At 58.3% G+C, this 25,184-nt stretch carries 26 protein-coding genes and 1 pseudogene; 22 read left to right on the top strand and 5 right to left on the bottom strand.

Annotated features, from left to right (window positions below):
* From mltG to ACZRKZ_RS03120, 13 genes are all read left to right on the top strand, one after another.
* Entirely contained in the window at positions 1-1,140 is a 1,140-nt protein-coding gene (gene mltG, locus ACZRKZ_RS03060; protein WP_463968402.1) for an endolytic transglycosylase MltG, read from the top strand.
* Between the two features lie 19 nt (positions 1,141-1,159).
* Positions 1,160-1,792, top strand: coding sequence for a dTMP kinase (gene tmk, locus ACZRKZ_RS03065; RefSeq protein ID WP_463968403.1), 633 nt, complete (start codon positions 1,160-1,162; stop codon positions 1,790-1,792).
* Positions 1,785-2,774: a DNA polymerase III subunit delta' gene (locus ACZRKZ_RS03070; RefSeq protein ID WP_463968404.1), complete on the top strand. Its 990-nt coding sequence runs from the start codon at positions 1,785-1,787 to the stop codon at positions 2,772-2,774. The genes tmk and ACZRKZ_RS03070 overlap by 8 nt, the downstream gene beginning before the upstream one ends.
* Positions 2,775-2,839: 65 nt before the next feature.
* Positions 2,840-3,622 (top strand): TatD family hydrolase, encoded by a 783-nt coding sequence (locus ACZRKZ_RS03075; protein ID WP_133099176.1) that lies wholly within the window; start codon positions 2,840-2,842, stop codon positions 3,620-3,622.
* A gap of 460 nt (positions 3,623-4,082) precedes the next feature.
* Positions 4,083-4,736, top strand: coding sequence for a TetR/AcrR family transcriptional regulator (locus tag ACZRKZ_RS03080; RefSeq protein WP_463980672.1), 654 nt, complete (start codon positions 4,083-4,085; stop codon positions 4,734-4,736).
* Between the two features lie 127 nt (positions 4,737-4,863).
* On the top strand, positions 4,864-5,832 hold the full coding sequence (locus ACZRKZ_RS03085; RefSeq protein WP_149413495.1) for a GTP 3',8-cyclase MoaA: 969 nt from the start codon (positions 4,864-4,866) through the stop codon (positions 5,830-5,832).
* A gap of 74 nt (positions 5,833-5,906) precedes the next feature.
* On the top strand, positions 5,907-6,512 hold the full coding sequence (locus tag ACZRKZ_RS03090; protein WP_463968405.1) for a DUF4823 domain-containing protein: 606 nt from the start codon (positions 5,907-5,909) through the stop codon (positions 6,510-6,512).
* A gap of 15 nt (positions 6,513-6,527) precedes the next feature.
* Positions 6,528-7,088, top strand: a complete 561-nt coding sequence (locus ACZRKZ_RS03095; protein WP_463980673.1) for a DUF1285 domain-containing protein — start codon at positions 6,528-6,530, stop codon at positions 7,086-7,088.
* A gap of 70 nt (positions 7,089-7,158) precedes the next feature.
* Complete coding sequence (locus ACZRKZ_RS03100) at positions 7,159-7,860, top strand: GntR family transcriptional regulator (RefSeq protein ID WP_463968407.1); 702 nt, start codon at positions 7,159-7,161, stop codon at positions 7,858-7,860.
* Between the two features lie 8 nt (positions 7,861-7,868).
* Positions 7,869-8,870, top strand: a complete 1,002-nt coding sequence (locus ACZRKZ_RS03105; protein ID WP_463980875.1) for an ADP-ribosylglycohydrolase family protein — start codon at positions 7,869-7,871, stop codon at positions 8,868-8,870.
* Between the two features lie 109 nt (positions 8,871-8,979).
* On the top strand, positions 8,980-10,446 hold the full coding sequence (locus ACZRKZ_RS03110) for a purine-cytosine permease family protein (RefSeq protein WP_463980674.1): 1,467 nt from the start codon (positions 8,980-8,982) through the stop codon (positions 10,444-10,446).
* A complete protein-coding gene (locus tag ACZRKZ_RS03115; protein ID WP_463980675.1) occupies positions 10,439-11,359 on the top strand; it encodes a PfkB family carbohydrate kinase in 921 nt (306 codons plus the stop codon). Before ACZRKZ_RS03110 ends, ACZRKZ_RS03115 begins: the two co-directional genes overlap by 8 nt.
* A 38-nt stretch (positions 11,360-11,397) precedes the next feature.
* Entirely contained in the window at positions 11,398-12,135 is a 738-nt protein-coding gene (locus ACZRKZ_RS03120) for a class I SAM-dependent methyltransferase (RefSeq protein ID WP_463980676.1), read from the top strand.
* Positions 12,136-12,229: 94 nt separating this feature from the next.
* On the opposite strand, the gene ACZRKZ_RS03125 is transcribed toward ACZRKZ_RS03120, so the two are convergent.
* The 5 genes from ACZRKZ_RS03125 to ACZRKZ_RS03145 form a co-directional block, all read right to left on the bottom strand.
* Positions 12,230-12,544: a hypothetical protein gene (locus ACZRKZ_RS03125; RefSeq protein ID WP_463980677.1), complete on the bottom strand. Its 315-nt coding sequence runs from the start codon at positions 12,542-12,544 to the stop codon at positions 12,230-12,232.
* 320 nt (positions 12,545-12,864) lie between these two features.
* A complete protein-coding gene (locus tag ACZRKZ_RS03130) occupies positions 12,865-13,281 on the bottom strand; it encodes a hypothetical protein (RefSeq protein ID WP_463980678.1) in 417 nt (138 codons plus the stop codon).
* Positions 13,282-13,539: 258 nt separating this feature from the next.
* Positions 13,540-13,851, bottom strand: coding sequence for a hypothetical protein (locus ACZRKZ_RS03135; protein WP_463980679.1), 312 nt, complete (start codon positions 13,849-13,851; stop codon positions 13,540-13,542).
* 206 nt (positions 13,852-14,057) lie between these two features.
* Positions 14,058-14,447, bottom strand: coding sequence for a hypothetical protein (locus tag ACZRKZ_RS03140; RefSeq protein WP_463980680.1), 390 nt, complete (start codon positions 14,445-14,447; stop codon positions 14,058-14,060).
* Positions 14,444-14,872: a polymorphic toxin type 47 domain-containing protein gene (locus ACZRKZ_RS03145; RefSeq protein ID WP_463980681.1), complete on the bottom strand. Its 429-nt coding sequence runs from the start codon at positions 14,870-14,872 to the stop codon at positions 14,444-14,446. Before ACZRKZ_RS03145 ends, ACZRKZ_RS03140 begins: the two co-directional genes overlap by 4 nt.
* 358 nt (positions 14,873-15,230) lie before the next feature.
* On the opposite strand from ACZRKZ_RS03145, the gene ACZRKZ_RS03150 reads away from it, so the two are divergent.
* The 9 genes and pseudogenes from ACZRKZ_RS03150 to ACZRKZ_RS03190 form a co-directional block, all read left to right on the top strand.
* On the top strand, positions 15,231-15,971 hold the full coding sequence (locus ACZRKZ_RS03150) for a flagellar basal body rod protein FlgF (RefSeq protein ID WP_133099166.1): 741 nt from the start codon (positions 15,231-15,233) through the stop codon (positions 15,969-15,971).
* Positions 15,972-16,037: 66 nt separating this feature from the next.
* Positions 16,038-16,823: a flagellar basal-body rod protein FlgG gene (gene flgG, locus ACZRKZ_RS03155; RefSeq protein ID WP_133099165.1), complete on the top strand. Its 786-nt coding sequence runs from the start codon at positions 16,038-16,040 to the stop codon at positions 16,821-16,823.
* A gap of 52 nt (positions 16,824-16,875) precedes the next feature.
* Positions 16,876-17,571 (top strand): flagellar basal body L-ring protein FlgH, encoded by a 696-nt coding sequence (gene flgH, locus ACZRKZ_RS03160; RefSeq protein ID WP_463980682.1) that lies wholly within the window; start codon positions 16,876-16,878, stop codon positions 17,569-17,571.
* Between the two features lie 39 nt (positions 17,572-17,610).
* A complete protein-coding gene (locus ACZRKZ_RS03165; RefSeq protein WP_133099453.1) occupies positions 17,611-18,699 on the top strand; it encodes a flagellar basal body P-ring protein FlgI in 1,089 nt (362 codons plus the stop codon).
* A gap of 10 nt (positions 18,700-18,709) precedes the next feature.
* Positions 18,710-19,969: a flagellar assembly peptidoglycan hydrolase FlgJ gene (gene flgJ, locus ACZRKZ_RS03170; protein WP_463980683.1), complete on the top strand. Its 1,260-nt coding sequence runs from the start codon at positions 18,710-18,712 to the stop codon at positions 19,967-19,969.
* Between the two features lie 10 nt (positions 19,970-19,979).
* Positions 19,980-22,028, top strand: coding sequence for a flagellar hook-associated protein FlgK (flgK, locus tag ACZRKZ_RS03175; protein ID WP_463980684.1), 2,049 nt, complete (start codon positions 19,980-19,982; stop codon positions 22,026-22,028).
* Positions 22,029-22,042: 14 nt separating this feature from the next.
* Positions 22,043-23,671, top strand: coding sequence for a flagellar hook-associated protein 3 (locus ACZRKZ_RS03180; RefSeq protein ID WP_463980685.1), 1,629 nt, complete (start codon positions 22,043-22,045; stop codon positions 23,669-23,671).
* A 310-nt stretch (positions 23,672-23,981) separates the two neighbouring features.
* Positions 23,982-24,911, top strand: a complete 930-nt coding sequence (locus ACZRKZ_RS03185; protein WP_463980686.1) for a ketoacyl-ACP synthase III — start codon at positions 23,982-23,984, stop codon at positions 24,909-24,911.
* A gap of 44 nt (positions 24,912-24,955) precedes the next feature.
* Positions 24,956-25,078 (top strand): annotated as a pseudogene (locus ACZRKZ_RS03190) (outer membrane lipoprotein carrier protein LolA); the annotation flags it as partial.
* Between the last annotated feature and the right edge of the window lie 106 nt (positions 25,079-25,184).

The following is a 25,184-nucleotide window of genomic DNA, read 5'->3' on the forward strand; positions in this document are numbered from 1 at the left end:
TTGAGACGTAAATTTGTACTGCTGCTGGAGATTGGTCTGGTCCTGGCAGGTTTGCTGCTGGGTGCTTCGGCCTGGAAGCTCAATAGCGCCCTTGAGCAGCCCTTGAGCCTGACGCAAGAGCAGTTGCTGGATGTGCCCGCCGGATCGACACCGACAGGCACCTTCAATCGCCTGCAAGCTGATGGTGTGATCCAGGACGCGTTCTGGTTGCGTCTCTACTGGCGCTTCAACCTTGATGGTCAGCCACTGCACAGCGGTGAGTACCGCATGTCTCCCGGCATGACTGCGCAGGGCCTGATCGGCCTGTGGCAGCGCGGTGAGGTGGTGCAATACAGCTTGACCCTGGTGGAGGGCTGGAACTTCCGCCAAGTGCGCGCCGCCCTGGCCAAGCATGAAAAGATCGAGCAGACCCTGGCAGGCTTGAGTGACAGCGAGGTGATGGACAAACTCGGTCATCCGGGCGTCTTTCCGGAAGGGCGCTTCTTCCCCGATACCTACCGCTTCGTGCGTGGTATGACTGACGCCGAACTGCTGAAGAAGGCCTACAACCGTCTGGACGATGTCCTTGCCCAGGAGTGGAGCAAGCGTGCCCCGGCTGTTCCCTACACCGAACCTTATCAAGCGCTGATCATGGCTTCCCTGGTGGAAAAAGAGACCGGAGTGCCTGAAGAGCGCGGGCAGATTGCTGGAGTGTTTGTGCGACGCATGAAAATCGGCATGCCGCTGCAAACCGACCCGACCGTGATCTACGGCATGGGCGAGCAGTACAACGGTAAGCTGACCCGCGCTCATCTCAAGGAGCCTACGCCCTACAATACTTATACGATTCCCGGTTTGCCGCCGACGCCGATTGCCATGGTCGGCCGCGAGGCGATTCATGCTGCACTGAATCCGGTGCCTGGCAGCAGCCTGTATTTTGTTGCCCGTGGCGACGGTAGCCATATTTTCTCCGACAACCTGGATGCGCATAATTCTGCTGTGCGTGAGTACCAGATCAAGCGCCGCGCCGATTATCGTTCCAGCCCTGCGCCGGCTGCGAAGCCGGCGGACAGCACGCCGCTCCCGGCTGACGCACCGCCCGAAGTGCCGGCGGAGCAATCCCCGGCACCTGACGCCGCTGCGCCACAAAGCCCGCAATGACTCTGACTAAGGACTGCCTGTGACTGGCTTGTTTATTACCCTGGAAGGCCCGGAAGGCGCAGGCAAAAGCACCAACCGCGAATACTTGGCCGAACGCCTGCGGGCCGAGGGCATCGAGGTATTGCTGACTCGCGAGCCGGGCGGTACGCCCCTGGCCGAGCGGATCCGCGAGGTGTTGCTGGCTCCGGGCGACGAGCAGATGAACCCGGACACCGAGCTGCTGTTGGTGTTTGCCGCCCGCGCCCAGCACCTGGCCGAAGTGATTTGCCCGGCCCTGGCCCGTGGTGCAGTGGTGATCTGTGACCGTTTTACCGATTCCACTTACGCCTATCAGGGTGGCGGCCGTGGCTTGTCCCTTGAGCGTATCGCGACGTTGGAAACCTTTGTCCAGGGCGACTTGCGCCCACACTTGACCCTGGTGTTCGACCTGCCGGTGGAAGTCGGCCTGGCCCGAGCCAGCGCTCGTGGGCGCCTTGACCGCTTCGAGCTGGAAGGCCGGGTATTTTTCGACGCCGTGCGCAGTGCCTACCTCAAGCGCGCCAAGGCAGACCCGGCGCGCTATTGCCTGGTGGACGCGGCGCAGCCTCTGACTCAGGTTCAGCAGGCACTGGATGCCCTGATGCCGAAACTGTTGGAGCTTTACCGTGGCTGAAGCCTACCCATGGCAGGACAGTCTGTGGCAGCAACTGGCCGGTCGTGCCCAGCACGCCCATGCCTATTTGCTCCATGGGCCGGTGGGTATCGGCAAGCGGGCGTTGGCCGAGCGCTTGATGGCCAGCCTGCTGTGCCAGCGTCCGCACGGCCTGGAAGCCTGCGGCGAGTGCAAATCGTGCATGCTGCTCAAGGCCGGCAGTCATCCGGACAACTACGTGCTGGAACCGGAAGAGGCCGACAAGGCCATCAAGGTCGATCAGGTTCGTGACCTGGTCAGCTTTGTGGTGCAGACCGCACAGATGGGCGGGCGCAAGGTGGTGTTGATCGAGCCGGTAGAGTCGATGAACATCAACGCTGCCAACGCCTTGCTCAAAAGCCTGGAGGAGCCGTCTGGCGACACCGTGCTGCTGTTGGTCAGTCACCAGTCCAGCCGCTTGCTGGCGACCATTCGCAGTCGCTGCGTGCAACAGGCTTGCCCGTTGCCGAGCGAGGCCATGAGTTTGCAGTGGTTGGGCCAAGCGTTGCCGGAGTGCAGTGCAGAGGCGCGTATCGAGTTGCTGACCCTGGCTGCCGGCTCGCCATTGGCCGCAGTCAAGTTGCAGGCTCAGGGCGTGCGCGAGCAGCGGGCGTTGGTGGTTGATGGCGTGAAAAAACTGCTCAAGCAAGAGCTATCCGCCACACAACTGGCCGAAACAGCCTGGAAAGATATTCCACTGCTGCTGCTGTTCGACTGGTTCTGCGACTGGTCCAGCCTGATTCTGCGCTACCAGCTGACCCAGGACGAAAGCGGTCTGGGCTTGATGGATATGCGCAAGGTTTTGCAATACCTGGCGCAAAAGAGCGCTCAGGACAAGGTCTTGAATATTCAGGACTGGATACTCGCCCAGCGCCAGAAAGTCCTGGGCAAGGCCAACCTCAATCGGGTGCTGCTGCTTGAGGCGTTGCTGGTGCAATGGGTCGGGTTGCTCGGCCGCCGCTGATCTTTTCGGGGCCCACGGGTTTACCGTTGGCCAGACACTCCCTGTGACGCAAGTTGTAACTTCCTATGCTCGTAGATTCCCATTGTCACCTTGACCGTCTCGACCTTACTGCACACAACGGTTCCCTGGATGCCGCTCTCGACGCTGCTCGCCAGCGCGGGGTAGGGCACTTCCTGTGCATTGGCGTCAGCGCCGAAAACGCCGCCGACGTCAAAGCCCTGGCCGAGCGCTATGCCGATGTCGATTGCTCGGTGGGCATCCATCCCCTGGACCTCAAACCTGGCGAAGCGCCTGCTCTGGACTGGCTGCTGGGTGAGCTCAATCACCCCCGAGTAGTCGCGATCGGCGAGACCGGCCTGGATTATCACTACGAACCGGAAGCGGCCGAGTTGCAGCAAGCGTCGTTTCGTCTGCACCTGCAAGCCGCGCAACAGACCGGTAAACCGGTGATCGTTCACACCCGTGGCGCCCGTGCCGATACCTTGGCACTGCTTCGGGAAGCCGCGCTGCCCCAGGCCGGTGTGCTGCATTGCTTCACTGAAGATTGGGACATGGCCAAGGCTGCCCTAGACCTGGGCTTCTACATCTCCTTGTCGGGTATCGTTACTTTTCGCAATGCCGACGCCCTACGGGATGTGGCACGCCAAGTACCGGCGGACCGCCTGCTGGTGGAAACCGACTCGCCTTACCTGGCGCCTATCCCTCATCGTGGCAAGCCGAACCTGCCGGAATACGTGCGCGATGTGGCGGACTATCTGGCGATGTTGCGGGGCGAGTCCTACGAGCGCTTTGCCGAGCAGACCACAGAGAACTTCAAGCGCCTGTTTGCGCAGGCTCACGTTGGTTAATGAGCGCGGGTTAAATCCCAGGCAAAAAAAACCCGGGTTCTGGGGGGTGAATCCGGGTTAAGACCATTAGGAGTAAAACAAGGGCACGCAGTCCGTCGGTGCCCATATCGGCGCGTCACTTGGGGGAGATGTCACGCCGACATTTCAAGTATTGATCAGTATCCCGTTCAGTCCAGCCGCATCTGATCGTTTTTTAAACAGATTTGGAATACGCCCGCTTCGGTTGAGTTCTCATTGAGACGATGCACGCTGCAGGGTGGTACGTATTATTTCTGACCCATATAGCTCCAATCGTTGGCGGGCTGTAAGTTAAGTGCAAGGGTTGTTCATATAGACGTTGCCCAACGACCGTACAGTCCGGATAATCCCTCGGACCGGGTAAAACGTTCCGTCACGCATCTCCAATCGAAGCATGCGGTACGTAACCCTTCCATTACTGACCTCTGCAGACCTTTTTCTTATGCACAAAGAACCCCGTAAGGTCCGTGAGTTTCGCCGCCGCGAGCAGGAAATTCTCGACATCGCACTCAAGCTGTTTCTCGAACAGGGTGAAGACAGCGTCACTGTCGAGATGATTGCGGATGCCGTGGGTATCGGCAAAGGCACGATCTACAAGCACTTCAAGTCCAAGGCCGAGATCTATTTGCGCCTGATGCTCGACTACGAGCGGGATTTGAATGAGTTGCTGCACTCGGCCGATGTCGACAAGGACAAGGAAGCCTTGTCCCGTGCCTATTTCGAATTCCGCATGCGCGACCCGCAACGCTACCGCTTGTTTGATCGCCTGGAAGAGAAGGTGGTCAAGGGCAACCAGGTGCCCGAGATGGTCGAGGAACTGCACAAGATTCGTGCCTCGAACTTCGAACGCCTGACCCAGTTGATCAAGGGCCGCATCAGCGAAGGCAAGCTCGAAGACGTGCCGCCATATTTCCATTACTGCGCCGCTTGGGCGTTGGTGCACGGCGCCGTGGCGCTGTACCACTCGCCGTTCTGGAGCAACGTGCTGGAAGATCAGGAAGGGTTCTTCCAGTTCCTGATGGACATCGGCGTGCGCATGGGCAACAAGCGCAAGCACAGCACCGAGCTGCCGAGTGCCGAAACGCCTGCCGCCTAAGTCAATTGCCAGATAATTTACTGCTGGGTGCAGTAACCCAGGAATATACTCAGGTAAGGATCTTGCTAAAATCTGATTTATCAGTCAGGTTTTAGTGCGCCCGAATTATCCTCTGCCGGAGTGATCCATGATCGTTGATCGTCAAGGCAGGCGTTTTCGCAATTTGCGAATCAGCCTGACCTCAGCCTGCAACTACGCCTGTACCTACTGCGTGCCAAACGGCAAGCGGCTGGTGGCTGCGCAGGACGAGCTCTCGGCCGAGGCCATGGCGCGGGGCGTCGCCTATCTGATCGAGGCTGCCGGCATCGATCGCCTGCGTATTACCGGTGGCGAGCCGCTGGTCAGCCCCAAGCTTGAAGCCTTTATGGGCGCGGTAGGCAAGATGGGCCTGAGCGATATCAGCCTGACCACCAACGGCCAACTGCTGGCCCGCAAGCTGCCGTTGTTGGTGGATGCAGGGATTCGCCGGATCAACGTTTCTCTCGATACCCTGGACGCTGATGCCTTTCGCAGTATCGCCCGTGGCGGCGACTTGGCCACCGTGCTCGATGGCATGGACCAGGCGCGCGCCGCAGGGATCAAAATCAAGGTCAATATGGTGCCGTTGCGCGGGCAGAACCTGGACCAGGTTCTGCCGCTGCTCGACTATTGCCTGGAGCGTGGCTACGAGCTGCGCTTTATCGAATTGATGCGCATGGGCCACCTGGCCAGCGACTCCAATGCCTTCCTCCAGCAGTTCGTCAGCCTGCAGCAGTTGCTGAGCCTGATTGGCGCCCATCACGACTACCTGCAAGCCGATGCCCCGGTGGATGCCACTGCGGTACGTTATGAAGTGCCCGGCAAGGGCTTCTTCGGCGTGATCGCCAACGAAAGCGTGCCGTTCTGCCGTACCTGCTCACGGTTGCGCCTGTCGTCCACCGGTTGGCTGCATGGCTGCCTGTCGTCGAGCAATCGCCACTATGTCGGCGACCTGCTGGACAAGCCGCGTCACCAGGCTTTGCCGGCCTTGCAGCGCTTGCTGGTCAAGGCCTTGGGTGACAAGCAGGAAGTGGCGTTTTCCGGTGGGGCCACGATCATGAAGATCATTGGCGGCTAGTCGCTCAAGCTGGCGCAAAATCTGCATCTCGTGCCTATTCGCCGGTTTTCCGTCACCGGCCTCTGGAGGATAGGATGCGTAGTCTGGTTTTGTTGCTGGCGTCGTTAGCGCTGGGCGGCTGCATGACAGTCAGCGATATGGCCGAAGGCACTCGCTATCAGATGAGCGATGCCGGGTTGCTGGATCACAGTAATACCCGCCGTTCCAACTCGATCCGCATACAGCCGGACTCCTTTATCTTTATCGCCCAAGGCGCATTCACCCCGCCGGGCAGCGCCTATCCACGTCCCAACGTGGTGGCCGAAGAAGCATTCAACGGCTTTATCGAATACTTCCCCATGGTCCGCCGCGCCCGCTCGCCGGAAGGCCTGGAGGAGGCGATGGCCGAAGCCCGCAGCGTCGGCGCCCATTACCTGTTGTATACGCGCTTTGCCAAGGCCGACGACCGGATCGGCAATGCCGACGAATGGACCGACCAGCAGGCCGTGGACCGGCTGGGGATCGACAGCGGCGTCATCCAGATCATGTTGATCGAGACCAGCACCCAGTATTTGATTGATACTGCACGGATTCGCAGTCGTGGCGGTTTACTGACGTTCCACGACAACAAACCCGAAGATCTGCTTGGGCCGCCGCTTGCGCAATACGCTCGCAGCCTGTTGGGCATGAGCGATCAGTAAGTCAAAGGAGGCAGCATGAGCGATTCGGCCAAGGCCAACGACCTGTTGGCACAACTGCCCAAGGGCAAGGGACCGGCGCCGGTTCACCTGTGGAACCCGGATTTTTGTGGCGATATCGACATGCGAATTGCCCGTGACGGGACTTGGTTCTACATGGGCACGCCCATCGGCCGTAAACCCATGGTCAAGCTGTTCTCCAACATCATCCGCCGCGATGGCGATGATTACTTCCTGATTACCCCGGTGGAAAAGGTTGGGATCAAGGTCGACGACGCACCCTTCATCGCCTTGACCCTGGAAGTTGAAGGGCAGGGCGAAAGCCAGGTCCTGCGCTTTACCACCAACGTTGAAGATCAGGTCGAGGCTGGCCTAGAGCATCCGCTGCGGGTGGTGATTGATCCAGATACTCAAGAGCCAGCGCCTTATTTGCGGGTGCGCACCAACCTCGAAGCCTTGGTTCATCGCAACGTTTTCTACCAGTTGGTGGAGCTGGCGGTGTCTCGTCCGATCAACGGTCAGAACTGGCTTGGCGTATGGAGCTGCGGGGTGTTTTTCCCCATCGGCCTGGAACCCTGAGACCGATTTCCCCTTTCCCCTGAAATAATTTGCTTGCTGTAGCGAGGCGCTTTCGGTTATCAATTTGTACATGATTAGACATGTTCGATTTGATAAGAAAAAACGCGTCGTTGACGAACTGATCCGCCGTATCGAGGGCGGAGTCATGGCCGACGGTTTCCTGCTGCCAGGTGAACATCAACTGGCCGAAGAGTTTTCGGTCAGTCGCGGCACGCTACGTGAGGCCCTCGCCGAGCTCAAGCGTCGCAACTACATCGCCACCCAGAGTGGTGTCGGCTCCATCGTCACCTTTGACGGCATGGTACTTGACCAACGCAGTGGCTGGGCCCAGGGCCTGGCTGATACCGGCGCCCTGGTGACCACCGACGTCCTGCGCCTGGAAGCGGTAACCCGCCCGGATTTGCTCAGCCGCTACGGTAGCGATCAGTTCATCGCCCTCGACCGCCGCCGGCGCACCACCGACGGCACTGCCGTGTCTCTGGAGCGCTCGCTGATGCCCGCCTCCGGTGACCTGGAAAGCCTTCCTCGGGTCGGCCTGATCGACAACTCCCTGACTATCACCCTCGCGGCTTACGGCTATGTGGGTGCTGGCGGCGATCAATGGATCGGCGCCGAGCCCTTGAGCGACATCGACGCCCAGTTACTGGGTCGTCCTGCTGGCACGGTTTTCCTCAAGGCCCTGCGTACTACCTATGACCGTCAGGACCGTTTCATGGAGTACGTCGAAAGCTGGCTCGACCCTCTGCACTTTCGCTTGCACCTTCAATTTTGAAGCTCGTAATAACCCCGCATACTCGCGCTCTCGGTGCTTTCTATGGCCTGGCATTGGGCGATGCCTTGGGCATGCCTACCCAGTCCCTGAGCCGTGAACAGGTCAAGGCCCGCTTCGGAGCAATCACTGCCCTGGAAGATGCCGGCGCTGATCAGCCGATTGCGCCGAACATGCCCAAGGGCTCAATCACCGATGACACCGAGCAGGCGATTCTGGTAGGTCAACTGCTGGTGGACGGCCAGGGCAAAATCGACCCGACCGAACTCGCTCAACGCTTGATCGACTGGGAAGCGGTGATGCGCGCCAAAGGCTCCCAGGACCTTCTGGGCCCGTCGACCAAGCGGGCCATCGATATGATCCTGGCCGGCCACACCCCGCAAGAGTCCGGACGCTACGGCACCACCAATGGCGCGGCGATGCGCATCACGCCGGTGGGCATTGCCGCGGATGTCACTGACCCGCAAGCCTTTATCCAGTCGGTGATCCAGGCATGCCAGGTCACGCACAACACCACCTTGGGTATCGCCAGTGCAGCCGCAGTGGCAGCGGTGGTTTCGGCCGGCATCAACGGCGTTGATTTGGGTGAGGCACTGAACATCGGCACGCAGATCGCGCAACAGGCCGAAAGTCACGGTAACTGGGTCGCCGGCGGACGTATCGCCACCCGCATCAGTTGGGCGCGGACGTTGAGTGTCGGCAGCAGCGACAAGGCCCTGTTCGCCGACTTGCTCTACGAATTGATAGGCACCTCCGTTGCCTCCCAGGAATCGGTGGTGGTGTCCTTTGCTCTCGCACAGCAAGTGGCAGTGGGCGAGATGGATGCTTTCGAAGCCCTGTGCATGGCCGCCAGCCTCGGCGGCGACACCGACACGATTGCCGCGATTCTCGGCGCGATGCTTGGCGCTTGCCTGGGGATGCAGTGTTGGCCTGAGTCGCTGATTGAGCAGGTCAAACAGGTTAACGGCCTGGACTTGCAGCTGTTGGTCCAGGGGCTGCTGGCGTTGCGCTGAGCGCCACAGATCTCAATACAGTATCCGGTTCCACAGGAATGCCGGGGTGTTGATTCAACTTGCGAAACTGCCACAACCACAACAAAACAGGCACCAGGAGCACCCCGTCATGAGTTCGACATCTTCCGGCCAAAGCGTCGGGCAGTTGGAAACACGCGGCATCGAGCCGGTCCCGGAAGGCGAGTGCAACGGTCATCCGCTGCAACTGTTTTGGGTCTGGTTCGCCGCTAATATCAGCATCCTCGGCTTGCCGCTGGGAGCGACTCTGGTGGCGTTTCGCGGCCTGGCCATCTGGCAGGCAATCATCGTCGCGATCCTCGGCGCTGCTGGCTCGTTTGCGGTGGTGGGCATCATCTCCATCGCCGGCCGTCGTGGTCGCGCACCGAGCCTGACTCTGTCCCGGGCGATCTTTGGTGTACGCGGCAATATCGGCCCGACCCTGGTGTCGCTGATGTCGCGCCTGGGCTGGGAAACCGTCAACACCACCACCGCCGCGTTCGTGCTGCTGTCGTTGTGCTCAATCTTGTTCAACTCGCCGGTGGCCGCAAAAAGCGCACCGCTGCTGACCTTGCTGTTTATCGGCATTTTCGTACTGCTGACCCTGGCTGTCTCGGGCCTGGGCCATGCCACCTTGCTGGTGATCCAGAAGTGGGCGACCTACGTGTTCGGCGCGCTGAATATCCTGGTGGGTGGTTTCCTCTGCGCGACCATCGACTGGAGCGCCGTGTTCAACGCCACCCCGGCACCGCTGAGCGCGATGATCATCGGCGTCGGCACCATGGCCGCCGGCACCGGGATTGGTTGGGCCAACGCCGGTGCCGACATGTCCCGCTACCAGCATCGCAGCGTCAAGGCCGTGCGCCTGGTGGCGTCCGCAGCCTTCGGTGCAGGGATTCCGCTGGTGCTGCTGATTACCCTCGGTGGCTTGCTGTCGGTGGGCAACAATGACCTGGCCTCGGCCACTGACCCGATCATCGTGATCCGCGACATGCTGCCGACCTGGATGGCCGTGCCGTACCTGATCACCGCGTTTGGCGGGCTATTGCTGTCCAACAACCTATCGGTGTATTCGGCAGGCCTGACCACATTGACCCTCGGCTTGAAGGTCAAGCGCGTGCATGCCGTGATTGTCGACATCGTCGCGATTTTCGCCGGTTCGATTTACTTCATGCTGATCGCCGACAGCTTCTACGGCCCGTTCATCACCTTCATCTCGTTGCTGGCAGTGCCGATCACCGCCTGGGTGGGGATCTTTGTCGTCGATCTGATCCATCGCCATTACTACAGCCCCAAGGATTTGTTGGACGTCACACCCAGCAGTGCCTACTGGTATCGCGGCGGTATCGAATGGCGCGCATTTGGTGCCTGGGTGATCGCGATTGTGCTGGGCTTCAGCTTCACCACCATCGGCACCACTGCCGAGAACATCTGGTTCGCCGGGCCGCTGTCCGATTCCTGGTTGGGGCATAACGGCCTGGGCTGGATCGTCACCTTCCTGGTGGCCGGCGGGATTTATGCGGTATTGGGTGGCGCTGCGGATCGTCGCTCTGCTTTGTTAGAGAACGCTAATGTCTAGATTGCTTCACACAGGCCAGGTCATCGTCGACCTGGTCATGTCCCTCGACAAGCTGCCCGCGTCAGGCGGCGATGTGCTGGCGCAATCCGCCAGTTTCGAAGCCGGTGGCGGCTTTAACGTGATGGCAGCCGCCCAGCGCAACGGCTTGCCGGTGGTGTATCTGGGACGGCACGGCAAGGGGCGTTTCGGCGACCTGGCCCGTGCGGCGATGCAGGTGGAAGGCATCGAAATGGCCCTGGCCGCCAGCGAGGGTGAGGACACCGGCCTGTGTGTGGCACTGACCGAAGCGACCACTGAGCGCACCTTCATTTCCCATATGGGCGCCGAAGGTGAGCTGAGCGCCGAGGACTTGGCCCGTACGGTCCCCCGCACCGACGACTATGTTTACGTCAGCGGCTATAGCCTGTTGCTTGAGGGCAAGGCTCAGCCTTTGCTCGATTGGTTGCTGGGGTTGCCGAGGGAGATCGCTGTGGTGTTCGATCCGGGCCCGTTGGTCAATGCGCCGGGCTCATCGCTGATGGCCGTCTTGCTGCCCCGCATCGATATCTGGACCAGCAACGGTCCAGAGGCACTGGCCTTTACCGGCACCGGGGCTATCGCCGACGCGCTGCTCAAACTCAACGACCACCTGCCTGCGCAAACGCTGCTGGTGGTGCGCGATGGGCCCAACGGCTGCTGGATCGGCCGTAACGGGCAGACCGAGCATGTGTCAGGGTTCAAGGTTAAGGCGGTGGACAGCAACGGTGCGGGCGATGCTCATGCCGGGGTGTTTATCGCCGGCCTGGCTAATGGATTGACGCCAGCCGCGGCGGCGCTCCGAGCGAATGCGGCGGCGGCACTGGCGGTCACGCGTTGGGGGCCGGCAACTTCACCGGGTAGCGCTGAAGTGAATGCGTTGTTGGCGGGGGCCTGAGTCGGCAGAATAGGCACCACTCAGCACGGAGCGATCCCATGACCCAGAACATCTACGACACCCCGGCCTTCTTCGAGGGCTACAGCAAAATGGGGCGCTCAGTGGAAGGCCTCGCCGGCGCGCCGGAGTGGCCCGCCTTGCAGGCATTGCTGCCGCCCATGCCAGGCTTGAAAGTGGTGGATCTGGGATGCGGCTATGGCTGGTTCAGCCGATGGGCCCAGGAGCAGGGCGCTGGTCAGGTATTGGGGCTGGATGTCTCGCAAAAGATGCTGGCGCGGGCAACCGAGATGACCTCATCGCCAGTCATTACTTACGCCATTGCCGACCTTGAGCAACTGGACCTTCCTGCCGCCACCTTCGACCTGGCCTATAGCTCGCTGGCCTTGCACTATATCGTCGACCTCAAGGGCCTGTTCGCTCGTGTCCATGAGTCGCTGGTTCCTGGTGGTCGGCTGGTGTTTTCCATCGAACACCCGATCTTCATGGCGCCTCGTGAGCCGGGTTGGCTGATTGATGACCAGGGGCGCAAGAGCTGGCCAGTGAACGGCTATCAGCAGGAAGGGCCGCGGGTCACCAATTGGCTGGCGGAGGGTGTGATCAAGCAGCACCGCACCTTGGGCACCTTGATCAACCTGTTGATCCAGGCAGGTTTTACCTTGAGTCATGTCGATGAGTGGGGGCCAAGTGAGGCGGACCTCAAGATCCGCTCGGAGTTGGCGCAAGAGCAGGAGCGGCCGATGATGTTGATTGTGGCTGCGCAGCGCTTGGGCAACTGACCTGATAAAGATCAAAGTGTGTGGGCGGACTTGTCTGCACTTTACCTCTCGTCCCCTTTATTATTTATCCAAAGTAATTGGTTCTCGGATTTGGTTATATCTTTTCAGCGTCATAGTCACCTGCCACTACTATTAAGATCACTTCTCCTCTGCGACTCGAAGTGAAGCAGTAGTTTTTTCCAGTCTCATTGGAATTAATTCTCATCGCTTCTCCAGAGAGACTTGTCTCGGATGCTTCGTACATTTCAGATATTTCAGAACCAACGGCGCCAATACCTTGGAAGGCAATCAAATCTTGAAAAGATATGATCCATGATTGCTCTTGCCAATCTGTAAACTCCATTAGCAATGTGTTTCGGTTGCACGTTATTTTTTCGATTGTTCCGTCTGAAACGGGAAATTTTTTCATTTTGAGTTCCTGGGTGCTTTTCGCCTGGCAAGAAACCAGTTCCATGTCCGGGTTGATAGTTTTCGGGTTTTACTTTCAAGAGCAGTTTTTGTTTTTCGGCTTGCTTCCAGCTCAAATTATTTGGCTTAAGTTCGATGTGATAGTGCTCCCCGTGATGTCTTGGACTGAAAGGGCCTAAGTCTCCTGGATGGCTTTCAAAGCGTATTAGAGTATCGGTATTAGGCCGCCATTCCATTCTTTGGGTGCCATATTTTGTGTAGAGGCTTTGGGGGGGCACCTAAAGCCTTTGTTAAATCATTGGGGGCGTTTGGGAAGGGGCCTTACTGAAGGTCTGCGTAATTCATGTAGCCCTCAAATGCCAAACAGCCTATCCAGCATAGATTTTCAGGGAAGATATACGTGTGTTGAGGGATCTCTGAAAAAACCTCAATTGCTTTTCTGATGTCGGTGATGTTGATGGAGTAAGCGTGATCAATAGTTGCGTCACCCAAGAAAATCACATTCTGGATAGCCAGGCTGCTCAGTCTTTTTGATATTTCGGTTAAAGCGCTGTCTTTTTCTAAGGCGCTAAGGCTGATTGGATTTTGCAGAGTTTCCCAGTTGATTTTATTTCCGATAAAAGTGACTTTTTTTTGTAGTTCATTGACAAAGAACTCCTGGTCACTGCTCGACAGCTGTACATGGTGAATGCATTCTTTTTTTAGCGTGCATATCAAATAGTCATCGAAGTAACTCATTTTTTTGAAAACCTTCTATTTATCCTAAGCACAAGCTCTGGTGAGCCTTCGAAAAGGTAGTGAGATCCTTTTTTCTTCCCAGACCAAACGTTTATGTGAGCTCCACTTGAACGCACGTTGCGAGCCGAGGTGCATCAACAGGCGCTTGCATTGGGGTAGATTTGTTGGGGGGGCAGGATCCGTCCCCTTTGTTTTTATGGTGTCACTTGTTTTTGGCCTTGTAGAGCTTCCTGCGCTTGGTTGAGGAAGTTGTCTTTGTCAGGAAAAGAAAAATCTTCCTGTGTTGTTTTTAATTGCTGCTTCGTTTAGCTTTATTAGCTTGTTTAATGGTTCGGAATTTTCAGGGGTTTTTGTGGAGTTAAGTATTTCCAGTGTTTTTCTCAGGTTCTCGGTACCTTGAATATTTTCATTCTCATAATCATCAATTATTTTTTTGAGTTTCAGGTTTATTGTCTCAATTGCTCCTGAACTTTTTAATTGCTCGTATTCTTCCTCATTCAAGTGTAGGTGCTCAAGCTCGGATTCAGGGCATGCGTCAAGGTCCAGAAGGCTCAAAGCTTGTGTGGTCAACGGAACACATATCAGTTTCGTTTTTTTATTCCTTGTTGAAGTGTGTTATTTCGTTGTATTCGCTTTGCGTTCTTCCCATTTGCTTTCCTGAAGGTGAAACCTTATTGTTCGGAGTTGTACCGTTCAAGCTTAGGTATTGCCTGGTTTCGGGTAAGGAAGGGGCATGGATTCTGAAGTAGCTGCCATTGCTGCTTCTTAGAGGTGGTCTATGCCCAGCTTACGCAGTCATGGTCATCCATGTGGACTAAGAACGTTAGGTCTCGGTCAGTTACCCAGAAAGGATAGCCCGTTGTTTCAGATAAAATGCGAGCAAGATTTTTGGAGCCACATATCTCCCAAGCTCTGTGGGCTGAATCGAAAACAATAAAAATCAGTCTCTCACTATGTATATGGGCTTGTATCTCTTTCCAAAAATTTGGATTGTGTTCCTCGCTTTTTATGTTGAGATCAATAGGGTTAAGTGCTTTTTGTTTGGTTTTAAAAAATCTCTCACTAAGAGATGTGATCAGGGCGCTGAGCTCGTTCGAGTCTAGCTTTCTGCCCTCAATGTCTAAAGCTATTAAAGCTTCATCGATTTCTTCTTCTAAATAATTCATTGAGATGTGCCAATTTTCGAACGGCTAACAGGAAGTAGTTCAAGCAATATATGCCCTCTTTTGGCTCCGCCATAGCCTCTTTTTCCTGCTGTCTGGTAACCAGCATGTGGTGAGGCAGGACCTTTAGTGGTTGGAACCAGCGACGGATCGTCGATGTTTACCTCTGCTCCCTTGTTTGGACCTCTTAATACTCTCCACTCTGCCGGCCACGACTTACCATATTGGTCTTTTCCCCACTTAGTCACGGTGTAATCATCCATGCCCAGCAACGACGGCAAATCTGCGGCATGGCTTACCTTGTCCACCGCCTGCGAGTACCAGGCGCCCACTTGCTGGCGATACACAGCCAGGCTCTGATGAAAGCCATCCAGCTCATGTTCGATAAAGGCAATGTGCGACGAGGCCGCAGTGGCAGGAACAGGCATCCGTGACGTCTCTGCAAGGGAAAGGCGTCGGAGTCTGCAACAGCAAAAGAGGGGCTGGACGAGTGGTCCGGAAAATCAGATTGGGCTTACGGGGAGGGAAAGTTTTCTGCGTAGCGCCGCTGCCAGGGCTACATGAAGCGGCGACTCAGCTTATTGACTACCTACGACCCGCATTTGCCGTAAGCGGCATAACTCCGCCGTTTTTTCGACTTATCGCAAATCCCCGTTTTCCTTCATTTACCCGCAAACCCTTGCTCCGCCTGGACTTTCCTCCGTTTTTAAAAGTTGGTGCGCAAATTGCTAAAGACTCTTCAGTACAGCGGTGGACGGCAAGCGTCCGTCAGAGAGAGGAATGAGCGTGGACAAGTACCTTTATGTGGCAATGACCGGCGCCAGCCAGAATGCACTGGCTCAGAAGGCTCATGCCAACAATCTGGCGAACATTTCCACCAACGGTTTTCAGCGTGACCTGGAACAGGCCCGCTCGATGCCGGTATTTGGCGACAGCTTTCCGGCGCGGGCATTTGCCTTGACCGAGCGGCCGGCGACGGATTTCTCCGCCGGCTCCATGCTCGAAACCGGCCGCGACCTCGACGTCACCGTCGGCGGTGACGGCTGGATTGCCGTGCAAACCCCAGACGGCGGCGAAGCCTACGTGCGCACTGCCAGCATGAACGTCGATGCCCTCGGCATGCTGCGGGCCGGCAACGGGATGCCGATCATGGGCAACGGCGGGCCGATCTCCGTGCCGCCTGAGCAGAAGATCGAAGTAGGCCAAGACGGCACCATCAGCATCCGCGCCATGGGCGAAGGCCCGCGGGTGATGGCTGAAGTGGACCGGATCAAGCTGGTCAACCCTGATTTAAAGACCATGAGTAAAGGCCTGGACGGCGCGATCCACACCAATGACGGCCAGCCTGCCGTAGCGGATGCCAGCGTCAAACTGGTGTCGGGCTTCCTGCAGTCGAGCAACGTCAATGCTGTCGAAGAAATGACGGCGGTGCTGGCCCTGTCCAAGCAGTTCGAGCTGCACATCAAAATGATGAACAGCGCCAAGGAAGACGACCAGGCAATGACTCGCGTCCTGCAGATGACCTGATCGCCACCCACTGATTACTAATTTCGTAACGCGGCGCCATAAAACAGGCGCACGAAGGAGAACAGCATGCTTCCGGCTCTATGGGTTGCCAAAACAGGTCTGTCCGCCCAGGACACCAACCTGACCACGATCTCCAACAACCTGGCGAACGTTTCGACCACGGGTTTCAAACGTGATCGCGCCGAGTTCCAGGACTTGCTCTACCAGATCAAGCGTCAGCCTGGCGCCCAGTCGACCCAGGACAGCGCCTTGCCGTCGGGTCTGCAAGTGGGTACTGGTGTGTCCATTGTTGGCACCCAGAAAAACTTCAGCGCCGGCAACCTGCAGCAAACTGGCCAGCCTTTGGACTTGGCGCTCAACGGTCGCGGCTTCTTCCAGATTCTGCAACCGGACGGCACCACCTCCTACACCCGTGACGGTACGTTCCACCTGGACTCCAATGGCCAGGTTGTCACCGCCAACGGTTTTGCCCTGGAGCCGGCGATTGTCGTGCCCAACGATGCCCAGACCTTCACGGTCGGCACCGACGGCACCGTGTCCGTCACCATCGCCGGCAACCCGGCGTCGCAAGTGATCGGCAACCTGCAGACCGCTGACTTCATCAACCCGGCCGGCCTGCAAGCCTCCGGTAACAACCTGTTCCTGGAAACCGCCTCCAGCGGCGCGCCGCAAGTGGGTACGCCGGGGCTCAACGGCTTTGGTACCACCCTGCAAAACACTTTGGAAACGTCCAACGTCAGCACCGTTGAAGAGATGGTCAACATGATCACCACTCAGCGTGCCTACGAGATGAACTCCAAGGTGATTTCCACCGCCGACCAGATGCTTTCGTTCGTAACGCAGAATCTGTAATCAAGTCTATGGGGCGGCCTGATGGCGCCTGCAACACCGTGAGGTAAGGGTCATGAATCACTTTGTTTCTGTTTTGGCATTGAGTGGGATCGCCGTGCTCGCGGGCTGTGTCGCGCCGACGCCAAAGCCCAATGACCCGTACTACGCGCCGGTGCTGCCGCGCACGCCGCTGCCTGCGGCCGCCAACAATGGCTCGATCTACCAGGCCGGCTTCGAACAGAACCTGTACAGCGACCGCAAGGCGTTCCGTGTGGGCGACATCATCACCATCACCCTGAACGAGCGCACTACGGCCAGCAAGAATGCCAACTCCCAGGTGGCGAAAAACAGCAAGACCGGTATCGGCCTGAGCTCGTTGTTCGGCGGCGGCTTGAACACCAACAACCCGTTGGGCAGTGGTGATTTGAGCCTGGACGTCGGCTACAGCGGCGACCGCGCCACCAATGGCAGCAGCAAGGCCGGGCAGGGCAACAGCCTGGTCGGCTCGATCACTGTGACCGTCGCTGACGTGTTGCCCAACGGCATCATTGCTGTGCGCGGCGAGAAGTGGATGACCCTCAACACCGGTGACGAACTGGTGCGTATTGCCGGCATGGTGCGGGCGGACGATATTGCCACCGACAACACTGTGCCATCGACGCGGATTGCCGATGCACGCATTACCTACTCGGGTACGGGTTCGTTTGCTGACGCCAGTCAGCCGGGCTGGTTTGACCGTTTCTTCCTTAGCCCGCTGTTCCCTTTCTAGGTGGTCCTCAAGGTGAATGCTTTGAAACTCAAACAGCTGATGGCGGCGGTGTTGTTACTGGCCCTGAGCGCAGGCGTCCAGGCTGAGCGGCTCAAGGATATCGCCAGTATTTCCGGCGTGCGCACCAATCAGTTGATCGGCTACGGCCTGGTGGTGGGGCTCAACGGTACCGGTGACCAGACCACCCAGACCCCGTTCACCCTGCAGACCTTCAACAACATGCTTTCGCAGTTCGGCATCAAGGTGCCGGCAGGTTCGGGCAACGTGCAGTTGAAAAACGTCGCGGCCGTGTCGATCAGTGCCGACTTGCCGGCGTTCGCCAAGCCGGGCCAGGTGGTGGATATCACCGTGTCCTCCATCGGTAACTCGAAAAGCCTGCGGGGTGGCACCTTGCTGATGACGCCGTTGAAAGGTATCGACGGCAACGTCTACGCGATTGCCCAGGGCAACCTGGTGGTGGGCGGTTTTGACGCCGAAGGCCGCGACGGTTCGAAGATCACCGTCAACGTGCCCTCGGCCGGACGGATTCCTGGCGGTGCTTCGGTGGAACGCACCGTGCCCAGCGGTTTCAACCAGGGCAATAGCCTGACCCTGAACCTCAACCGCTCCGATTTCACCACCGCCAAGCGCGTGGTGGACAAAATCAATGACCTGCTCGGCCCAGGCGTGGCTCAGGCCATTGACGGCGGCTCGATTCGCGTTACCGCGCCACTGGACCCGAGCCAGCGCGTCGACTATTTGTCGATCCTGGAAAACCTCGAAGTCGATCCGGGCCAGGCAGTGGCCAAGGTCATCATCAATTCGCGCACCGGTACCATCGTGATCGGCCAGAACGTCAAGGTCTCGCCGGCAGCGGTGACCCACGGCAGCCTGACCGTGACCATTACCGAAGACCCGATTGTCAGCCAGCCGGGGGCGCTGTCCAACGGCCAGACCGCTGTGGTTCCGCGCTCGCGCGTGAATGCCCAGCAAGAAGCCAAGCCGATGTTCAAGTTCGGCCCCGGCACCACCCTGGATGAAATTGTCCGTGCGGTGAACCAGGTGGGCGCAGCCCCAGGCGACTTGATGGCGATCCTCGAAGCCCTGAAACAGGCCGGCGCCTTACAAGCCGACCTGATCGTGATTTGAGGCCGTAACCATGGACATGCGCAAGAGCGGTTTAACCAGTACGGCGGACTCGGGTTCCTATTCCGACCTCAACCGGCTTAACCAGCTCAAGGTCGGCGACAAGAACAGCGAAGGCAACATGCGCAAGGTTGCGCAGGAATTCGAGTCGCTGTTCCTCAACGAGATGCTCAAGTCCATGCGCTCGGCCACCGAGGCGTTGGGCAAAGATAACCCGATGAATACCCCGGCGGCCAAGCAGTACCAGGAAATGTACGACCAGCAACTGGCGGTGTCACTGTCCCGGGAGGGCGGTGGTATTGGCCTGGCGGACGTGCTGATGCGCCAGATGCAGAAGAACAAACCGGTGGAGGCTGCTGCTGCCTCGACCTTGCAAGGCCCGGAGCAGGCGCCGAAGAAAGTCGACGTGCCCACCCCGATTGCTGCCGGCACCCTGGCGGACGGTCCGCTGGGTCGCTCCAATGGCCAGCGTCCATTGTGGGCCTCTCGCGTGGCGGTAGCGGAACGGGTCGACGACGGCACCGTGCGCAACGACATGGCCCTGATGAACCAGCGGCGCATCTCGTTGCCGAGCAAACTGACCGACCGACTGCTGGCCGGCATCGTGCCTGGCGCGGACGTCGCCAGCACCGCCAAGGCCGCGCCACTGCGTAACAGTGCCGCCGAAGATGGTGTGATCAATGGCGCGGCTCGCACCTTTGCCGTGCCGAGCAGCCGTATGCAGGTCTACGGCCGTGCCATGGCCCAGCCACCGCTGGCGCCGGCGAAGAAAACCTTCAGTTCACAGGATGAATTTGTTGCCACCATGCTGCCGATGGCCAAGCAGGCCGCCGAGCGCATTGGCATCGACCCACGTTATCTGGTGGCCCAGGCGGCCCTGGAAACCGGTTGGGGTAAATCGGTGATGCGTCAGCAAGACGGCACCAGCAGCCACAACCTGTTCGGCATCAAGGCCGGTCAGAGTTGGCAGGGTGCTCAGGCGCGGGCGATCACCAGCGAGTTTCGTAATGGCGAGATGGTCAAGGAAACGGCGCAATTCCGCTCCTACGATTCTTACCAGGACAGCTTCCATGACCTCGTAACATTGCTGCAAAGCAATGAAAGATATAAAGAAGTCCTGAAGTCGGCCGATAAGCCGGAACAGTTTGTGCGCGAATTGCAAAAAGCCGGTTATGCAACCGATCCGGACTACGCCAGCAAGATTTCGCAGATAGCCAAAACGATGAACAGCTACCAGAACTACGCTGCCGCGGGCGCTTCCACTCATTTATAAGGTCTGAACCATGGGTTTGCTCAATATCGGGATGTCGGGGCTCAATGCGTCCCAAGGGTCGCTAGCGACCTTGAGTAACAACATTGCCAACGCCAAGACCCCGGGATACTCGCGTCAGCAGACCACCCAGAATGCCAACGGCAGCACGGGGTTCGATGGCGTGTTTGTCGGTACCGGCACGACCCTGGCGGATGTACGCCGGGTCTACAACCAGTACCTGGACACCCAGTTGCAGACCACCACCTCGCTCAACAGCGACGCCAAGGCGTATCTGGATCAGATCGGTTCGGTGGACAAGCTGCTGTCGGACAAGACCACCGGTGTCGGCGCTGCCCTCAGCAGCTTCTTTGCCGCGTTGCAGACCTCGTCCTCCAACCCGAGCGACAACTCTGCGCGCCAACTGGTGCTGACCATCGCCCAAACCTTGGGCAACCGCTTCAATTCCATTGCTTCCGAGTTGAATAAACAGAAGGAAGGCATCAACAGTCAGTTGGGAACCCTGACCGGCCAGGTCAACCAGCTGACGTCCTCCATCGCCTCCCTCAACCAGCAGATCAGCCAGGCCAAGGGCATGGGCAACGCCGAACCTGCGAACCTGCTGGATGCGCGCAATGAAGCAGTGCGTTCGCTTAATGAACTGGTGGGTGTGAGGGTTACTGAGGCCAATGGTCATTTCGACGTCAGCCTGGGCACCGGTCAGTCCCTGGTGTCGGACGGTATTTCCAACAAGTTGTCGGCGGTGCCGAGCCAGGACGACAAGAGCCAGTACTCGGTCATGCTGGCCAGCGGCTCGCAGCAGATGGACGTCAGTTCGGTCATCAGCGGCGGCACCATCGGTGGCTTGCTGCGTTATCGCAGCGATGTACTGATGCCGGCCATCAACGACCTAGGCCGAACCGCCCTGGTGGTCTCCGAAAGCATCAACAGTCAGTTGGGCCAGGGCCTGGACGCCAACGGCCAGTTCGGTAACTTGCTGTTCAATAACATTAACAGCGCGACGGCTATTAGCCAGCGCAGTGTCGGCGGCCCGAACAACAGCAGCGCCGGCAACCTGAATGTGACCATCGCCGACGCCAGCAAGCTGTCGACACTCGATTACAAAGTGACCTTCTCCGACGCCAACAATTACACCGTGGTGCGCTCGGACGGCAAGGCCATGGGCCCTTTCAACACCACCACGACGCCGCCTCCGGTGATCGACGGTATCACCCTGGCCCTGGACGGCAAGGGCGCCATGGCCAACGGGGACACGTTCAAGGTCAGCCCCACCGCCAATGGTGCGACGGATCTCAAGGTCGTGATGACCGACCCGAACAAGTTGGCGTTCTCGGGGCCGTTGCTGGCCGAAGGCAATAAAAACAACAGCGGCACCGGTGTGTTCGGCGCACCGACCCTGTCCTTGCCTCTGGACATCCACGGTGGCGCCACCACGGCCCAGTTGGAAGCGGCGATCAAGCAGTCGATGCCGGTGAAAATGGTCTTCGGTAAACCGGCCGCCGACGGCACCCAGAGCTATGTGGTTAACGACGCTAAAGGCAATGTCATCGGCAACGGCACCGTCATTCCGGGTCAGGACAACAAACTGACGATCAAGGTGCCGATGCTGGATTCGGCCGGCAACGTGATCAAGGACGCTGCCAACAATCCCATGACCTTTGGCGTCGACACCGTCATCAGTGGCGCGCCGAAAGATGGCGACAGCTTCAGCGTGTCGTTCAATGCCGGAGCTGCCCTGGACAACCGCAATGCCCTGCAACTGCTTGGCCTGCAAACCAAGAAAACCGTGGGTGCTACCGACGACAACGCAGGCGTGAGCATGACCACCGCCTACAGCCAGTTGGTGTCCGCGGTGGGCGGCAAGGCCAGCCAGGCCAATGTCGACAACAGCGCCACCGGCGCCATGCTGGACGCCGCCAAGGCCAGTCGCAGTTCGGTGTCCCAGGTCAACCTGGATGAAGAGGCGGGCGACATGATCAGATTCCAGCAGTACTACACCGCGTCGTCGCAGATCATCAAGGCTGCGCAAGAAACCTTCAGCACGCTGATTAACAGTCTTTAAGGGAGATTGAGACGATGCGCATCTCGACTGAACAGTATTTCAATACCAGTGCTTCGCGCTATTCGAGCAACTTTTCCAACGTCACCAATACCCAGCAAAAGATCGACTCTAGCGTGCGTATCCAGACTGCCGCGGATGATCCGGTGGGCGCTGCGCGCTTGCTGCTGTTGCAACAACAGCAAGACATGCTGGGCCAGTACGCCGGCAATATGAGCAGCATGAAGAACTCGCTCAACAGCGAGGAAAGTGTGCTCGAGGGCATCAATACGGCCTTGCAGCGTGCCAGTGAATTGGCGCTCAAAGTGGCCGGTAAAGGCGGTGGCGGTATCAGCGATGATGACCGCAAGGCAGTGGCTTCGGAGATCGGCGAGATTGAAAAGCAGGTGTTTAGCCTGCTCAACAGCAAGGATTCGTCCGGCCACTACCTGTTTGCTGGTGGCAAGAGCGATACGCCGCCGTATGCCCGCAACAGCGATGGTACCTACAGCTATCAGGGTGATGAAACGCCGTTGAGCCTGAAGATATCCGACACGTTGTCGATGGTGGCGAACGACACCGGCAAGAGCGTCCTGGAAGGCACGGCCAACGCTGGACGTACCCAGGCGACGTTGCAACCGCCAGCAGTCAATGATGGCAAGGTTTGGGTGTCGGCCGGCGCGGTGACGTCGCAGTCAAAATATGACAGCAGCTTCACCGAGGGCCAGCCGTACAAACTGACCTTCATCAGCAGCACCCAGTACACCGTGAGCGATTCGGCGGGCAAGGACATTACCTCCGAGACCGCCGGTAACGGCGTGTTCGATGCGACCAAGGAAGGCCGTTCGTCCATCAGCCTGCGGGGCGTGAGCTTCGATGTCAGCCAGAACCTCAAGGACATCAAGCCCGGCGCCGACACTGATGCAGTGTACAAGGACCGGGTCTACACCCTGGAAGGCAAGCCGGACAGCTTCAACGTGTCGCGCACGCCGAGTAATACCTCCACCGCGCAGTTGGCGGCGGGCCAAGTCACCAGCCAGGCGGATTACTCAAGCACCTTCCCGAACAAAGGGGCGGTGATCAAGTTCACCTCGGCGACCGATTACGAGGTGTACGCCCAGCCAATAAATGCCGACAGCAAGCCGGTGTCCAACGGCACCATGGTTCCTGGTACGCCGGCTATTCCCGGCCCTCCGGTCATCCCCGCAATCCCCGCCAAAATCACCGCCGCTGGGGTGACCTTTGAGGTCAGCGGCGCACCGGGCATAGGCGATCAGTTTGCAGTGGGTTCCAGCACCCACAAGACCCAAAGCGCGCTGGATACCCTCAGCCAGTTGCGTCAGGCCCTGGAAACACCGTCCGATGGCGATCCGGTCGCCCAGGGCAAGCTGACCGATGTGGCCAACGCCACCATCACCAACCTGCAGGCCTCTTATGCCCAGGTGGACATGGTGCGTGGCTCCATTGGTGCGCGACTGAACTCACTGCAGATACAGGAATCGGAAAACACCAGCATGGTCCTGGCCAACAAGTCGACCATCTCGTCCATTGCCGACACGGACATAGCCACGGTGTCGATTGAGCTGGCCTTCCAGAAGGCGATGCTGGAAGCCTCGCAACTGGCGTTCGTGAAAATCTCCCAGTTGAGCCTGTTCAGCAAGATGTAATGGGTGCTGTGACAAAGCGGCCTACCCTGGAAACAGGGTGGGCCGTTGTCGTTTTAGGCGTGCGCAACTTCCAGGGTTTTGCACAAAGCGCACGAAATTGAGTGACCTATGAGTCATAAAGCGCATCTTCACTGTATCGTGTGAAAAGGATAGGCCACCGCCAGACCTCCGCCGAGCCGGATTCAGCGGCTTTGACCAGTGAATGGATGGCCGCTTTCGGCATGTTTTTTGCGGGGTTATCCCCTTTATTGTCAGCACTCCTGAATGCATTCAGGGGTGTTCTCCAGCTATTTAGTATTGGGAAGCCACAATGATTGGCATAAAAAGCATCGCCAGTTACGTGCCAGTAGATGGGCTTGATAACTACGCCCAGGGTGCCAAATTCGCCAAGGATGAAGAGTTCATCATTGGCAAGATCGGTTCAGCTTTTCTGCCGCGCAAGGATGCCGCGCAGGAAACCTCCGATCTGTGTGTCGAGGCCGTCAATGCCTTGTTTGCCAACAACCCAGATTTGAAGCGCGAATCCATCGACGTGCTGATTGTCGTCACCCAGAACGGTGATGAAGAAGGCCTGCCTCATACCGCCGCCATCGTCCAGGACAAGCTGGGCCTGCCGACTCACGTGGCGGCCTTTGACATTTCCCTGGGTTGCTCCGGCTACGTCTACGGCATCTACGCCATGAAAGGTTTTATGGAAGCCACCGGCCTGAAAAACGGCCTGCTGGTGACCTCCGACCCATACTCGAAGATCGTCGATCCCGAAGACCGCAACACCACCATGCTCTTCGGCGACGCCGCCACCGCCACCTGGATGGGCGAAGACGCGCCGTGGCAGCTGGGCAAGGCCAAGTTCGGCACCGATGGCTCCGGCGCACCGCATCTGAAGGTCAGCGACGGTGTGTTCTTCATGAATGGCCGCCAGGTCTTCAACTTCGCCCTGCTCAAGGTGCCGGCGCACCTGCACGAGCTGCTCAACGAGTCGGACCTCAAGGCCGACGAGATTGATGCGTTCTGCATCCACCAAGGCAGTGCGGCGATTGTCGACGCCGTGGCTCGGCGTTTCGAAGACGCGCCGGTAGAGAAGTTCATCAAAGACATGGTCGAGACTGGTAATACCGTGTCGTCGAGCATTCCTCTGTTGCTGGAAAAGCATGCGATGGACTCCGACTGGAAGCGCGTGGCCATCAGTGGCTTCGGCGTGGGCCTGTCATGGGGCTCGGCGATTATCTATCGGCCGTGATGCCTTAATAGAGCTGCACAAAAAACGCCCAGGCTCGAAAGAGCCTGGGCGTTTTTTTGTGCACACCTGGAGCGAGCTTGCTCGCGAAAAACGTTAACAATGACGCGGGCATTCAGAATGCGCGCGGCGCCCTCAGGTTTTTCGCGAGCAAGCTCGCTCCTACAATAATTGACGGCGTGTCTTGGGGCGGAGTTCTGACGCCAGTAACCCGTGATTGCTGGCAATTCGCGCCTCTGTAAGGCCTTGAATTGCAAGGAGTGGCACGGGGCTAGT

This window comes from Pseudomonas sp. c313 (genome assembly GCF_055407145.1).

Coding starts and splice junctions, on each gene's coding strand:
- ACZRKZ_RS03075 (WP_133099176.1), top strand. CDS start 2,840: ATGCTCGTAGATTCCCATTGTCACCTTGACCGTCTCGACCTTACTGCA.
- ACZRKZ_RS03080 (WP_463980672.1), top strand. CDS start 4,083: ATGCACAAAGAACCCCGTAAGGTCCGTGAGTTTCGCCGCCGCGAGCAG.
- ACZRKZ_RS03085 (WP_149413495.1), top strand. CDS start 4,864: ATGATCGTTGATCGTCAAGGCAGGCGTTTTCGCAATTTGCGAATCAGC.
- ACZRKZ_RS03090 (WP_463968405.1), top strand. CDS start 5,907: ATGCGTAGTCTGGTTTTGTTGCTGGCGTCGTTAGCGCTGGGCGGCTGC.
- ACZRKZ_RS03095 (WP_463980673.1), top strand. CDS start 6,528: ATGAGCGATTCGGCCAAGGCCAACGACCTGTTGGCACAACTGCCCAAG.
- ACZRKZ_RS03100 (WP_463968407.1), top strand. CDS start 7,159: ATGATTAGACATGTTCGATTTGATAAGAAAAAACGCGTCGTTGACGAA.
- ACZRKZ_RS03110 (WP_463980674.1), top strand. CDS start 8,980: ATGAGTTCGACATCTTCCGGCCAAAGCGTCGGGCAGTTGGAAACACGC.
- ACZRKZ_RS03115 (WP_463980675.1), top strand. CDS start 10,439: ATGTCTAGATTGCTTCACACAGGCCAGGTCATCGTCGACCTGGTCATG.
- ACZRKZ_RS03120 (WP_463980676.1), top strand. CDS start 11,398: ATGACCCAGAACATCTACGACACCCCGGCCTTCTTCGAGGGCTACAGC.
- ACZRKZ_RS03125 (WP_463980677.1), bottom strand. CDS start 12,544: ATGAAAAAATTTCCCGTTTCAGACGGAACAATCGAAAAAATAACGTGC.
- ACZRKZ_RS03130 (WP_463980678.1), bottom strand. CDS start 13,281: ATGAGTTACTTCGATGACTATTTGATATGCACGCTAAAAAAAGAATGC.
- ACZRKZ_RS03140 (WP_463980680.1), bottom strand. CDS start 14,447: ATGAATTATTTAGAAGAAGAAATCGATGAAGCTTTAATAGCTTTAGAC.
- ACZRKZ_RS03145 (WP_463980681.1), bottom strand. CDS start 14,872: ATGCCTGTTCCTGCCACTGCGGCCTCGTCGCACATTGCCTTTATCGAA.
- flgG (WP_133099165.1), top strand. CDS start 16,038: ATGCTTCCGGCTCTATGGGTTGCCAAAACAGGTCTGTCCGCCCAGGAC.
- flgH (WP_463980682.1), top strand. CDS start 16,876: ATGAATCACTTTGTTTCTGTTTTGGCATTGAGTGGGATCGCCGTGCTC.
- ACZRKZ_RS03165 (WP_133099453.1), top strand. CDS start 17,611: ATGGCGGCGGTGTTGTTACTGGCCCTGAGCGCAGGCGTCCAGGCTGAG.
- flgJ (WP_463980683.1), top strand. CDS start 18,710: ATGGACATGCGCAAGAGCGGTTTAACCAGTACGGCGGACTCGGGTTCC.
- flgK (WP_463980684.1), top strand. CDS start 19,980: ATGGGTTTGCTCAATATCGGGATGTCGGGGCTCAATGCGTCCCAAGGG.
- ACZRKZ_RS03180 (WP_463980685.1), top strand. CDS start 22,043: ATGCGCATCTCGACTGAACAGTATTTCAATACCAGTGCTTCGCGCTAT.
- ACZRKZ_RS03185 (WP_463980686.1), top strand. CDS start 23,982: ATGATTGGCATAAAAAGCATCGCCAGTTACGTGCCAGTAGATGGGCTT.